Below are 13191 nucleotides of genomic sequence, written 5' to 3'. Positions count from 1 at the left end.
TTTTGAAGGATACGGCAACCACAGAGACCGACACGCGACTCGATTTTTTGAATGAAAGGGGAACGGCGATAACAAAGGCCCGGGCGCGGCGACCGGGCCTCGCACCGCTGTTCCCTGGAGAATCACCCGACCGGACGGCGGAGCGTCACGAGGCCGACTCGAGCTGTCCGGCGTCGACCATCTCTCGGTACAGGTCGTCGTTGATCAGGAGTTCGTCGTGGGTGCCGATCGACCGGATCCGCCCGCGGTCCATCACCACGATGCGGTCGGCGTTGCGGACGGTGGACAGGCGGTGAGCGATGGTGACCACCGCGCCGGTCCGGGCCCGGGTCTCGATCGCGTCGACGATCGCCGCCTCGGTGATGGTGTCGACTTGCGCGGTCGCCTCGTCCAGCAGGAGCAGACGGCTCGGGCGCAGCACGGCACGGGCCATCGCGACGCGCTGCCGCTGACCCCCGGAAAGAGATGTCGCAGTGAGCGGCGTGTCGAGCCCGTCGGGCAGCGCGTCGACGGCGGTGTCGAGCCGCAGTAGTCGCAGGGTGGCCCGGACCTCCTCCTCCGACGCCTCCGGGTGACTGAACAGGATGTTCTCGCGGATGGTGCCGGGCAGCACCGGCGTCTCCTGCTCCACGTACGCGAGCTGGGCACGCACGGTGTGGTGGCTCAGCTCGGCATACGGGATCCCGTCGAGCCGGACGGTGCCGTGCTCGGGCTCGACGAACCGCAGGATCGCGGACAGCAGTGTGGTCTTCCCGGCGCCCGACGGACCCACGATCGCGGTGTGGCCCCGCGCCGGGATCGACAGGTTCAGCTCGCGCACGGCGGGGTCGTCGGTGCCGTGGTAGCGGATCGTCACGTCGCGCAGCTCGATCAGATGACCGTCGAGGTCGGGGGAGACGCTCACGGCGCGGTCGACCCCGTCCTCCTCCACGGGCAGATCCTGCATCTGCCGGATGCGGATGGCGGCCGCGATCCCGGACTGCAGTGCCGTGATGTTCTGGGCGAGATCGGAGATCGGGCCCATCAGCGTGAAGGCGTACAGGAGGAAGGCGATCAGGGTCGAGACGGCCATCTTGTCGTCCGCCACGCGCCACGCGCCGAAAGCGAGGATCGCGATGATCGCTCCCTGAATGCCGGTCCAAGCGACGGTCCAGGCGGTCGCCGACACGCGGACGGCCGTCACCGCATGGCGTTTGGCGTCCGCGGCGTCCGCCGTGACGAGGTCGCCGATCCGGTCCTCGGCGAGCGAGACCTTGACCGTGCGCAGTGCCCGCAGACCGCCCTCCAGGGTTCCCCCGAGTCGGCCCAGCGATTCCTGCGTGCGCGACTCGGCCGCCGCGATGCGCGGCATAAGGGCGCCGAACAGGACCATGACGACCGCGATGGCCGCGAGGGTCACGCCGAGCAGCGGCAGATCCAGGACCCCCATCAAGACGACGGTGCCGACTGTCAGCGCGGTCGCATTGACGATGTTGACGGCCGCAGAGGACGCCGCCTCCCGGAGGAGCACCGTGTCGGAGGTTACGCGCGTGACGAGTTCGCCCACCGACCGTTTCTGCACCGATTGCACTGTCGCAGCGAAGAATCGGCGCACCAGCGATGTGCGTGCGTCGTAGACGACCTTCTCCGCCGCGGCGCCGAGCACCATCCATTGGGCGCAGCCGAATACGGCGCCGACCACGAGTAGACCGACGAGGACGAGGATCGGATTGCGCAGGGAGGCGCCCGTACCGAGCGTGTCCAGGACCCACTTGGTGACCATGGGCGTCGCGAGCGCGGCGGCCGAGCCGCCCAGCGCCATCAGGAGGCCGAGGATCAGCGAGCGAAGATGCGGGCGGGCGAATCCGGCGAGAACTCGCACGTTGTCCCAGCGTCGGGAGGAGGAGGAAGCGTCGTCGAGGGCGGCGGAATCGGACATGTCCTCCATGGAACCGGACCGCCGGCCGGTACAGCAAGGCAAATACGGCGTGCGGAGAACGGATCGACAAGGTCGGGAGAAACGACGCACCCGCCGGGCATGCCCGGCGGGTGCGTCGATGCTCGTGGTCTACAGCTCCGGGTACGACGTGAGGTCGTCGGATTCGTTGCGCGTTTCGACCGGCATCTTGCCGGTGACGAGGAAGATGACCCGGCGCGCGACCTCGACGGTGTGGTCGGCGAAGCGCTCGTAGAAGCGACCCAGGAGGGTCACGTCGACGGCGGCGGCGACGCCGTGCGACCACTCGCGGTCCATGAGGACGCTGAACAGGTGCCGATGGAGGTCGTCCATCGCGTCGTCCTCTTCGTTCATCCGCGCTGCCCGTTCCGGGTCGCGGGTCTCGAGGACTTCCTTGGCGCCGGCGCCGAGGGCGACGGCGATCCGGCCCATCTCGGCGAAGTAGCCGTTGACCTCTTCGGGGAGGACGTGGTTGGGGTGCCGACGGCGCGTGATCTTGGCGACGTGCAGCGCTAGTGCGCCCATGCGGTCGATGTCGGAGACGATCTGGATACCGCTGACGACCGACCGCAGGTCACCGGCGACCGGGGCCTGCAGGGCCAGCAGGGCGAACGCCCGTTCCTCGGCCACCACACTGAGCTCGGTGATCTTCTCGTGTTCGCCGATCACCTGCTCGGCGAGCCCCAGATCGGCATTGAGGAGGGCCTGGGTGGCCTTCTCCATGGCCGCCCCTGCCAAGCCCGCCATCTCGCCGAGGGTGTCGGCGAGCTCGGTCATCTGTTCGTTGTAAGCGACGCGCATGAGGTCACAGCCTACGGTGCAGCGGAAACCAAGTCACCACGGTCAGGTGAACGCCGGGTGAATGACAGGCACAGTTCCGGCGGCTACATGCACGGATTGTCCGTCGCGTTGGTGACCGCGAGGTCGGCGGGCAGCTCGATCTCCTCGTCGGCGCCGACACGTGCGAGGCCGGATGCGACGGGCGTTCCGGCCTCGGCGGGCGCGACGAGGGTGCGGTCGAAGTCGCTGCCGAGGACCACTTCGACGATGTTGCCGAGGCCGGAGGCCGACTCGAGCACCGCGCCGGGGATGGACGACGCCACGGTCGCGGCCTCGGCCTCGCGGCCGGGGGAGAACCGGACGACGTTCTGCGTGCTGGTGCCGGTGTAGTTGCCCACGCTGTAGATCTGGAACCCGTACGCGGCGAACCGGTCGGCGGTGGTGGCGGCCAGCCCGGAGACACCCGAACCGTTGGACACCTGCAGCGTCACCTCTTCCGGGCTCAGCGCGAGCTGCTCGGCGGTGTGGTCCGGGGCGGGTACGGCGTCCTTCTTGTCGTCCTCGCCGCGCTTCTCGCCGGGGAGGGGCTCGTCGTCGATGATCGCCTGGAAGATGTCCTTGATGTCGTCGAGGCGGGGGATCTCGTTGCCCCACTCGTTGGTTCCGGCGGTCGGGACGGTGATGAACGTGACGGCGCCGGCGTCGACGTTGCGCAGCGACTGGCCGAGCGTGAGCAGCGACTTGGTGTCGATGTTCTCGACGAACGTGGCCTTCGTGAACGCGTTGACGAAGCCGGTGAGCTTGCCGAGATCGAACAGCACCTTGCCGGACATCGCCTCGCGCAGCAGTGCCGACAGGAACAGCTGCTGGCGTTTGATCCGGCCGTAGTCGCCGTTGCCCTCCGCCTCGACGTGCCGGGCGCGCACGTAGTCGAGCGCCTTCTTGCCGTCGAGGGTGTGATTGCCCGCCGTCGGCAGGATCGCGCCCAGCTCGCCGTCGATCAGCGGCTGCGGGACACACACGTTCACGCCGCCGACCTCGTTGACCATGCTCTCGAAACCGGCGAAGTCCATGCCGACGAAGTGCCGGATCTTCACGCCGGACATCTTCTGGATCACCTTCACCAGGCACTTCGGACCGCCGAGTGCGTAGGTGGCGTTGAGCTTGTCGCCGTCGGCGGCCGGATAGGTCTCGTCGGTGTACTCGCCGGTCGCGCTGTCCCAGCCCTGGCAGACCGGGCGCTCCACGTCGAGGTCGCGGGGGAACGAGACCGCGACGACGCGGCTGCGGTCGGCCGGGACGTGGACGAGCATGACGGTGTCCGAGCGGGCGCCCTCGGCGTCCTCGACGGTGCCCGCGCCGACCGCTCCGGCGGCGCCGGCCCGAGTGTCGGTGCCGACGATCAGATACGTCTCGTCGCCGGTCTGCCCGCCCGGGTCGATGATGTCGGTCGAGTCGGTGTCCAGCGCGGCGATCTGCGAGAAGCCGCCCTCGGCGGACCGCACGTAGCCCCACACGACGCCGGTCGAGAGCAACGCCATCACCGCGACGAACGCGACCGCGGACCGCGCGAAAATCAGGAGCTTGCGTTGTTTGCGGCTCTTGCTCGCAGCGAGCCTGGTCGACTGAGGGTTGCCGACAGCCTGGGGTGACGCGGTAGTCACGGCCGCCTCCACCCAGTTCGGGGCGGCCGGCTCGGAGTCGTCGTCGAAGTCCTCGGCGTACAGGTAATCGTCGTCTGGGACGGCGGGGATGATCTCGGTCGAGTCCGGATCGTCGAAGGGCTCGGCGTCGGAACCGGCGCCGGTCACCCGGTCGTCGTGCTCGTCTGCCCGGGCGCGCCGCCCGCGGGAGGACCGGCCGGCGGGCCGGCCCATCTTCTCCATCAGTTCGGCGACGGACAGCCGTTCACTGGGTTCGCCGTCATCAGCGCGTCGACCCGTGGATCCCGGGGTGTCAATCGCGTCCGGGCCGCACTCGTGCCGTCCGTGTCGGCGGGTCTGCGCGTCGCGATAGGTGCTGTCGGCGAGGGGGCGCTCCCAGGGCGCTCGGCCTTCCGGCGCGGCGTGACCGGGATTGTGCTCGTCACCCACCGATTCGCCCTGACCTCTCCGCCTCCAAAAAAGTACCGTCGCTCGACGACGTCGCAATGATACTGATGGATGCCCGCCGCGGCATCAGTGCGCGGCCGGGAGTTTCTTCGTCACAGTCGGCGACGGGCGTGACCGATCAGCGGTCCGAAGCCCAACGCCGCGGGTCGCATTCGAGTGCCGAGCGATCCCAGCCGGCGTTGTCGGCGGCCGCCTCGTACGTCGTCTGCAGGAAACGCTGCAGCGTCGCGCCGGGGTCGTTCGCGGTCCGGACGGCCTCGTAGGGCAGCAGGAACTGACGGTGCTCACTGCTGTAGAACGCCTGGTCGGGCGCCACCGGGTGGTCGGCGAACCCGTCCGGCTCCGGGTAGGCGTACGCGTAGAACGCGCCCTCCTCACCGCCGCCGGGCCAGAAGCCGCAGCTCGACAACTCGTGCGAGTAGCCCTCCACCATCACCCAGTCGCCGCAGTTGGGTGCGCCACCCGGATGTGTCGGCGCGGTCCGTCCCGAGAACCGGGTGCACGCCATGTCGAACGAGCCCCAGAAGAAGTGCACCGGGCTGACCTTGCCTGTGAAGTAGGACCGGAACTCGTGCAGGCCCCGATCGGCCTGGATCAGCTGTTGCCAGAACAGGTTGGCCGCGACCGGGTCGTAGGACGCGTGTGTGGTGTCCTCCGCGAACGGTATCGCCGGGTCCACCTCGTTGGGCGAGGTCAGGAAGTGCGTCTCGATGCCGAGTTCGTCGAGGATCGCCACCGTCCGCGCATAGAACTGTGCCACCGACATCGGTTCGAGCGCGAAGTCGATCCCGGCGCCGCTGCTGTCGCGAACGCGGAGACGGTGATCACACAGGTCGAATTCGATGTCGAAGACGCGGTTTCGGTACGGGATCGCCGACGTCGTCAGCCCCCGTGCACTCACATAGAGCGGCACCTGCCACCAGTGGTTGACGAGCGGGGTGTGGGCCAGGCGGACCTTGCCGACGATCTGCGTCCACATGTGCAGGGTGTCGCGGGTGGGTTCCCAGTCCGCGACCCGCAGTGCGGGCCAGGCCTCCGAATCGGCGGGTGAAGTGGCCACGACATCTCCCTCCGGAAGAATCCTCGAGGACTGCAGCTTCTCCGGAGTCTAGGCGTCGGCGTTCATCGGCCGGGGTTATCCGCCGGAATGCATGATGTCGGCGCCGACCGGGACGAGGGTGTCCTCGGGGTCGTCGAGCCAGCCGTCGGGCAGTGCGACGGTGCCGGGGGAGCCCTGGCGGCCGCGCGGGCCCTCGGCGTCCTTGGGGAACGGCACCGTCGGGTCGAGTTGGTCGAGGAAGCCCTCGAGTTCGGCGAGCGAGGACACCCGGGCCATCCCGTTGCGCAGTTCGGAGCCGGCCGGGAACCCGCGCATGTACCACGCGATGTGCTTGCGCATCTCGCGCATGCCGCGGTCCTCGCCGTGGTGGTCGGCGAGCAGACGCCCGTGCCGCACCATGATCGTGGCGACCTCGCCGAGCGTCGGCGGGGTCGGAATCTCCTTGCCGTTGAGGGCCGCGCTGAGCTCGGCGAACAGCCACGGACGGCCCAGGCATCCGCGTCCGACGACGACGCCGTCGCAGCCGGTCTCGGCCATCATCTTCTCGGCGTCCTCGGCGGCGAAGATGTCACCGTTGCCGAGGACCGGGATGTCGGTGACGTGCTCCTTGAGCCGGGCGATCTCGCTCCAGTCGGCGGTGCCGGAGTAGCGCTGCGACGCGGTGCGGCCGTGCAGTGCGACGGCGGCGGCGCCCTCCGCGGCGGCGATGCGGCCCGCGTCGAGGTGCGTGTGGTGCTCGGCGTCGATGCCGATGCGCATCTTCACCGTCACAGGGATGTCGGTGCCCTCGGTCGCCTTCACCGCGGCGGCGACGATCTGCCCGAACAGGCGGCGCTTGTACGGCAGGGCCGAGCCGCCTCCCTTGCGGGTGACCTTGGGGACGGGGCAGCCGAAGTTCATGTCGATGTGGTCGGCCATGTTCTCGTCGACGATCATCTTCGCGGCGGCGTACGTGATCTCGGGGTCGACGGTGTACAGCTGCAATGACCGCGGAGTCTCGGTGGGGCCGAACGTGGTCATGTGCATCGTCACCGGGTGCCGCTCGACCAGCGCGCGTGCCGTCACCATCTCGCACACGTACAGACCCGACGTGCTCCCGGCGCGCTCGAGTTCGAGTTCGCGGCACAGGGTGCGGAACGCGACGTTCGTGATGCCGGCCATGGGGGCCAGCACGACGGGGCTGCCGAGCTCGAGGGGACCGATGCGAAGGGGTGACATGAAGACCTCGGGATAACTGCTACTGGAGAAAAGACTGTGCCCGGTACCGAATCCGGTACCGGGCACAGGATAGCCGCAACGGGGCAGGTGGCGACCTGTCAGGAGGCCTTCTCGGCGCGCGCGGCATCGCGGGCCAGCGACCGGTCGCGCATCTCCTCGAACTTGGTGGCCTTCTTCTCGAGGTCCTCGAGGAACGCGGCGAGCCCCTCGCGGGTGTCCTCGCCTCGCGCGGAGAAGTCGGTGCGGTCGAAGACGTTCCACTTGCGCAGCACCGGCATCACGACCTCCTCGAGGTGCTGACGCAGGTCGTAGATGCCGTGCTTGGCCATCAGCACGCCGTTGCGGCGGAAGTTCGGCATGCCGGCGCCGGGCATCTCGAAGTTCATGATGATGTCGGTCACGGCCTTGAGCGTCTGGTCGGGTGCGATGTCCATCGCTGCGCCGCAGATGTTCCGGTAGAAGATCATGTGCAGGTTCTCGTCCGCCGCGATGCGCTGGAGCATCTTGTCGGCGACCGGGTCCTGGCAGGCCTTGCCGGTGTTGCGGTGCGAGACGCGGGTCGCGAGTTCCTGGAACGTCACGTACGACACGGAGTGCAGCAGGCCCACGCTGTCGCCGGCCGGTGAGCTGTAACCGTTGGTCATGTGGATCATCCGGGCGTTCTCGAGTTCGACCGGGTCGACGCCGCGGGTGACCACGAGGTAGTCGCGCATCACGATTCCGTGCCGGTTCTCCTCGGCGGTCCACCGGCCGACCCAGGTGCCCCAGGCCCCGTCGCGCGAGAAGTTCTCGGCGATCTCACGGTGGTACGAGGGGAGGTTGTCCTCGGTGAGCAGGTTGGTGATCATCGCGGCCTTGGCGACCTCGTCGAGGCGGGACTGCTCGGGATCCCAGTCGTCACCGCCCATCGCGGCGAAGTTGCGGCCCTCGTCCCACGGGACGTAATCGTGCGGATGCCAATCCTTGGCCATCGACAGGTGGCGATTGACGTTCTCTTCGGCAACAGGCTGCAGCTCCTGCAGCAGCTCGAGCTGGGTGAGATCCCGCGACATCCGATTCTGCCTCCGTAACGAGTTGGGGGACACGCATTCCTCGGGGAACGTGCTGCCAACCTACGGTACCGTAGGTTAGAGGGGAAGGGGGAGGCTCGAGTGACAGCAGATGCTGTTGAGTAATCCCCCGGGGCGGCACGTTCCCTGTGGTCTCGCCGTTATCGAGCCCACCGTGTCGACTGTGTCGGACGTTACACGTCGGTGACCTTCGGGGAGCCCGTTTTCCACGCTTCTCCCCGCCGGGAATCTGCTGTGAATCGGAGGAACCGCTCCGCGGCGTTCGGTAGCGGCCGCCCACTCGCCCAGACGATGCCGATGTCGCGTCCGGCGCCGCGCAGCGGTACGAGAGTCACGCCCTCCGGCCAGGCGTGCGGCTCCTGCCACGGCATCACCGCGACGCCGAGCGAGGCCGACACCAGGCCGCCGATGGTGGCGAGCTCGCTCGACTCGAAGACCACGTTCGGCACGATGCCCGCCTCGGCACAGAGCTCGTCGAAGATGCGACGCATCCCGTAGTCCTCGTGCATCCCGATGAACGGTTCGTCGGCGGCGGCGCCGAGGTCGACGACGGTCCGGTCGCTCAGCGCGTGACCGGCCGGGACCGCGAGGGCCAGCCGCTGGTGCGTGACGGCCGCCCAGTGGACCTGCGGGGTCCGCGGCCGCGGAGACACGAATGCCAGGTCGTCGCGGCCCTCGACGACACGGTCGACCAGGGCCTGGGCGGCGTTCTGGTAGAGGGAGAACGTGACCTGGGGACGTTCGTCGCGATAGGCCCGCAGTACCTCCGGGACCAGCCAGGTTCCGAACGAGTGCAGGAAGCCCAGCCGCACGGTGCCGCCGTCGGGACTGCCCAGTGTCGCGATCTCCCGCTGCGCCGTCGACAGCTCGGTCAGGGCCCGGCGTGCGTGTTCGAGCAGCACCCGCCCGCTGTCGTTGATCTCGAGCCGCCGGCCGTGCCGGTCGAACAGTGCGACACCCACGTCGCGTTCGAGCCGGGCCAGCCGGCGCGACAGCGTCGGTTGGGAGATGCGCAGCATGTCCGACGCGGCCGTGACCTGTTCGGTCTCGGCGAGTGCGACGAACCAGCGCAGGCTCTCGATCAGTTCCACCCGACAAGCTTATGCACAAGATGTATCAACAGCTGTTTATAAATGCATTTCCTTTGGCTGTCGGGCATCGCGATGATGGTCGACGGAGGCAGATGCATGAAGTACACGCTCGCGGGAGAACCGGTCGTGGGGTCGACACACCCACCGGACGCCCGCCCCACCCGAGGATCACGGGAGTACCGTGCGATCACCCTCGCGCTGTTCGCGGCCGGGCTCACCACATTCGTCTCGATGTACTCGGCGCAGGCGCTGCTGCCGGCGCTGACGGACGACTTCGGGGTGGCCCCGGCGGTGGCCGCGCTCGCGGTGTCGGTGACGACGGGCATGGTGGCCGTCACGATCATCCCGGCGAGCGTGCTGTCCGAGCGCTTCGGCCGGACCCGGGTGATGGTGACGTCCGCGGCAGTGTCGAGCGTGCTCGGCGTGCTGGTGCCGCTGAGCCCGACCGTCGAGGTGCTGGTGGTCGGGCGGGCCGTGCAGGGGATGGCGCTGGCCGGGATTCCGGCGGTCGCGATGGCCTATCTCGCCGAGGAGGTCGGCTCCCGGGATCTCGGATCGGCGATGGGCCGCTACATCGCGGGCACCACGATCGGTGGACTCGTGGGCCGACTGGTCCCGTCGGCGGTGCTCGACGTCGCATCGTGGCGCTGGGCGATGGAGGCGGCGTCGGTGCTGGCGTTGGTGCTCGCCGTGGTCATGACCCGCACGCTGCCGCCGTCACACAATTTCCGGCCGCAACGCGTGCATCCGCGGATCGTGCTCGCGAATCTGGCCGGGCACCTTCGTGATCCGGCGCTCGCCACGCTGTTCGCCTTGGGTTTCGTGTTGATGGGCGGCTTCGTGTCCGTCTACAACTTCCTCGGCTTCCGACTGCTCGCGGCGCCGTTCTCGCTGCCCGAGGCGCTGGTGGGTCTGGTGTTCGTGATGTATCTCGCGGGCACGTACACGTCGGCTGCGGCGGGCACGGCCGCAGACCGCTTCGGACGCGCGACGGTCCTGCTCGGTGCGGTGGCCGTGATGGCGGCGGGGCTCACGATCACGCTGACGACGCTGCTGCCGCTGGTACTCCTCGGCATGCTGCTGTTCACGGGCGGATTCTTCGCCGCGCATTCGGTGGCCAGCGGGTGGGTGGGTTTGCTCGCCACCGAGCATCGCGCGGAGGCGTCGTCGATGTACCTGTTCTCGTACTACCTGGGTTCGAGTGTCGCGGGCGCCGGGGCGGGCGTTGCCTACGCGTGGGGCGGCTGGCCGGCAACGGTCGGGTTCGTCGGTGTGCTGCTGCTGATCGCGGTGGCGGGGGCCTCAGGAATGTTCCGGAAGTCGCGCGTCGGCCCGGGACGTCGAGAGCACCGCGACGGCGGCGGCGAGTAGCAGCAGTCCGGCGCCGGGCCCGGTGACGGTGCTCGGTGCGACGTCGGTGACCAGCCCGACGACGAGCGCCGCCCCCGCGATCGCGGTGACCGCGATGCCCAGCGGGACCAGCCACAGGTCGGCGAACAGCCGGGCCAGCGGGACGAAGTGGATGCCGACACCGGCGCAGACCCACACCGCGGTCCAGCTGCCGAGCCCGAGCGCTCCGAGCGCGATCGCGCCGGCGAAGAGGACCCCGAACTCGGCGCCCACGATCACGTTGTACCGCCGTCGGACCTGCGGATCGGCCATCGGCGTCTGTTCCCCGGTGCTGCGGATCGCGGTCACGATGCCCGCGATCATGACGAGTCCGGCGACGACTTGCCCGGCCAGGAGTACGGCGCGGAGCCGGTCGGGCGCCTCGGCCGACCCCCAGCCGAACCACATGAGGGCGAAGAACCCCTCGATCACTGCGGTGATGCCGCGAGTTCGGGTGTTCGTGGGTGGCGGTGTGGCAGTCACCGTCCCATCGAACCATCGGGAGACGGCATCGTCCTGTCGAAAGTCTTGCGGCCGTGCAGGGAAGAGGCACACAATCGCGCCATGGTCGCGAACATGAGCCGCCTGCAGCGGATCGTCGACGAACTGCCCGAGGCACAGCGGGTCGATATCGAGGAGTGGGGCGGGCACCCCACTTTCCGCGTGCGCGGCAAGAACTTCGTGTTCAGTGACCCCGAGGCGACGAGCCTGTCGATCAAGCTCCCCAAGGACGAGGCGGCCGCGGTGGTTGCCACCGAATCGGGGGTGCAACCGGCCGGCTACGGGCTCGGCCGGCACGGGTGGGTATCCGTGACCGTCCCGCACACCGGTCGTGACGACTGGTGGTCCCAGCTTCGGGAGTGGGTGCGCACGTCGTACACGCTGATCGCACCGAAGAGCTTGGCGCGCATCGTTCTCGCCGAGGACGGGGCGCCGACGACGGGAGGACCGACGTGAGCGACACCGCCACCACCACACCGTCCAGGGCAGGGTTGCCGCCGTGGGCGAAGAAGGCGATCTGGGCCGGCGTGATCCTGGCTGCACTGGTCATCGCGTACTTCATCCTGGCGGCGTTCCTGCCGCGCTGGTGGGCGCAGCGCGTCGGCGCACTGGCGTCGGGCAGCTTCTCGCAGGGCATCACCTGGGGTCTGCTGTACGGGGCGCTGTGCACGGCGGTTCCGTTGCTGCTGTTCTATCTCGCGTGGCGCTCGCGTCGTCGCAAGCACGCGAAGGTCTGGGTGATCGCCCTGCTGGTGCTCGGCATCGTGGTCGCGATCCCGAACCTGTTGACGTTGACAGTGGTCCTGGGCGGCAACAGTGCAGCGCACGCGGGCGAGCGCACGATGGACGTCGACGCGCCGGGGTTCCGCGGGGCCTCGCTGTGGGGAGCGATCATCGGTGTCCTGGTGTTTGCGGCCGTCGTGTTCCTCAACGTCCGGTACCGCAAGCGCGGCGAGGAGTTGACGGAGTTGCGCGCCAATCTTCATCAGCGGGAGCCGGAGTCGTCCGGGGAGGCGCCGGGACCCGAGATGTGATCGCTCGGGCCTTGCGCGGAGTCCACCGGCGGCGCAGTCTGGGCCGGGGGCGCATTCGAGAGGCGGAACCATGCCGACCGAGGTCACCGAGCCCACCGAGATCACCGAGATCGCAGCCGACGTCTTCCGCTTGTCGACGTTCGTGGACGAAGCCGATCTGGCGATGAACCAGTTCCTGATCCTCGGCGAAGAGCCGCTGCTCTTCCACACCGGTCTACCGGTGCTGTTCCCGTCCGTCGCGGATGCGGCCGCCCGTCTGCTGCCCGTGGACACGCTGCGCTGGATCACGTTCGGACATGTGGAGGCCGACGAGAGCGGCTCGATGAACCGGTGGTTGGCGGCGGCCCCCGATGCCGTGGTGGCACACGGAGCGATGGGGTGTTTCGTCCAGATCGACTACCTGGCCGACCGGCCACCCCGACCGCTGCAGGACGGCGAGGTCATCGACATCGGTGGCCGCCGGCTGCGGCGCATCGAGACCCCGCACGTTCCGCACGGCTGGGACGCCGGCCTACTGTACGAGGAGACGACGTCGACGTTGCTGTGCGGCGACTTCTTCACCGCATTCGGCCGACCGCCCGCGCAGACCGAGCACGACATCGTCGAACCGGCGTTGGCCGCCGAGGATCTCGGGCATGCGACGGCGCTGACACCGGCGCTCGGATCCACGCTTCGCGAACTCGCCGACCTCGAACCGGCCGCGCTCGGCTTGATGCACGGACCGGCCTACCACGGCGACTGCCCCGCGGCGCTGCGTGAACTCGCGACCGCGTACGACGAGCGCTTGGACGCCGAACTGGCTCGCCGGCGGCCCTGAGTCGAAATTGTCCGGGAGCGTGGGTCCTTCGTCCCTCGTTCGTGGGTCCTTGCGCCCGACATCCGCCCGAGCTCTTCCGTGGCTCCATACGGTGTGGTGATCTGTTGATGCCTCTTCGCGCAGAGGCCGACCGTCGGTTTCGGGTGCTGTCGACGGTTCTGCTGGACGCCCCGTCAGTCTGGAG

Annotated in this window: 12 protein-coding genes; 4 read left to right on the top strand and 8 right to left on the bottom strand. The window is 68.8% G+C overall.

The features are described from left to right. Nucleotides 1–145: 145 nt before the first annotated feature. The 7 genes from AC1RIF_RS03880 to AC1RIF_RS03850 form a co-directional block, all read right to left on the bottom strand. Nucleotides 146–1918, bottom strand: a complete 1773-nt coding sequence (locus tag AC1RIF_RS03880) for an ABC transporter ATP-binding protein (RefSeq protein WP_492600031.1) — start codon at nt 1916–1918, stop codon at nt 146–148. Nucleotides 1919–2047: 129 nt separating this feature from the next. Beyond that, nucleotides 2048–2737, bottom strand: a complete 690-nt coding sequence (gene phoU / locus AC1RIF_RS03875; protein ID WP_492600030.1) for a phosphate signaling complex protein PhoU — start codon at nt 2735–2737, stop codon at nt 2048–2050. Nucleotides 2738–2820: 83 nt separating this feature from the next. Beyond that, on the bottom strand, nt 2821–4809 hold the full coding sequence (locus tag AC1RIF_RS03870) for an LCP family protein (RefSeq protein ID WP_492600029.1): 1989 nt from the start codon (nt 4807–4809) through the stop codon (nt 2821–2823). Nucleotides 4810–4945: 136 nt separating this feature from the next. Further along, nucleotides 4946–5887: a DUF5996 family protein gene (locus AC1RIF_RS03865; protein WP_492600028.1), complete on the bottom strand. Its 942-nt coding sequence runs from the start codon at nt 5885–5887 to the stop codon at nt 4946–4948. Between the two features lie 75 nt (nt 5888–5962). After that, nucleotides 5963–7105 carry a tRNA dihydrouridine synthase DusB gene (gene dusB, locus AC1RIF_RS03860; RefSeq protein WP_492600027.1) on the bottom strand — a complete coding sequence of 381 codons (1143 nt, stop codon included), beginning with the start codon at nt 7103–7105 and terminating at the stop codon, nt 5963–5965. A 98-nt stretch (nt 7106–7203) separates the two neighbouring features. Beyond that, nucleotides 7204–8157: an acyl-ACP desaturase gene (locus AC1RIF_RS03855; protein ID WP_492600026.1), complete on the bottom strand. Its 954-nt coding sequence runs from the start codon at nt 8155–8157 to the stop codon at nt 7204–7206. 191 nt (nt 8158–8348) lie between these two features. Further along, nucleotides 8349–9266, bottom strand: a complete 918-nt coding sequence (locus tag AC1RIF_RS03850; protein ID WP_492600025.1) for a LysR family transcriptional regulator — start codon at nt 9264–9266, stop codon at nt 8349–8351. Nucleotides 9267–9362: 96 nt separating this feature from the next. On the opposite strand from AC1RIF_RS03850, the gene AC1RIF_RS03845 reads away from it, so the two are divergent. Beyond that, the gene (locus AC1RIF_RS03845; protein ID WP_492600024.1) at nt 9363–10637 is read left to right on the top strand and encodes an MFS transporter; all 1275 of its coding nucleotides are present in this window, start codon (nt 9363–9365) and stop codon (nt 10635–10637) included. Here AC1RIF_RS03845 and AC1RIF_RS03840 read toward each other — a convergent pair. Further along, nucleotides 10569–11138, bottom strand: a complete 570-nt coding sequence (locus AC1RIF_RS03840) for a hypothetical protein (protein WP_492600023.1) — start codon at nt 11136–11138, stop codon at nt 10569–10571. The genes AC1RIF_RS03845 and AC1RIF_RS03840 overlap by 69 nt on opposite strands. Before the next feature lie 81 nt (nt 11139–11219). Between AC1RIF_RS03840 and AC1RIF_RS03835 the strand changes: the two genes are divergently transcribed. The 3 genes from AC1RIF_RS03835 (at nt 11220) to AC1RIF_RS03825 (ending at nt 13007) form a co-directional block, all read left to right on the top strand. After that, the gene (locus tag AC1RIF_RS03835) at nt 11220–11612 is read left to right on the top strand and encodes an MmcQ/YjbR family DNA-binding protein (RefSeq protein ID WP_492600022.1); all 393 of its coding nucleotides are present in this window, start codon (nt 11220–11222) and stop codon (nt 11610–11612) included. After that, nucleotides 11609–12190: a hypothetical protein gene (locus AC1RIF_RS03830; protein WP_492600021.1), complete on the top strand. Its 582-nt coding sequence runs from the start codon at nt 11609–11611 to the stop codon at nt 12188–12190. Before AC1RIF_RS03835 ends, AC1RIF_RS03830 begins: the two co-directional genes overlap by 4 nt. A 70-nt stretch (nt 12191–12260) precedes the next feature. After that, on the top strand, nt 12261–13007 hold the full coding sequence (locus AC1RIF_RS03825) for an oxygen-binding di-iron domain-containing protein (protein ID WP_492600020.1): 747 nt from the start codon (nt 12261–12263) through the stop codon (nt 13005–13007). Nucleotides 13008–13191 lie beyond the last annotated feature (184 nt).

This window comes from Prescottella sp. GW823-FHT02E09, assembly GCF_058797375.1.
The sequence above is the reverse complement of the archived record's forward strand: the minus strand, read 5'-3'. Positions and strand labels throughout refer to the sequence as shown.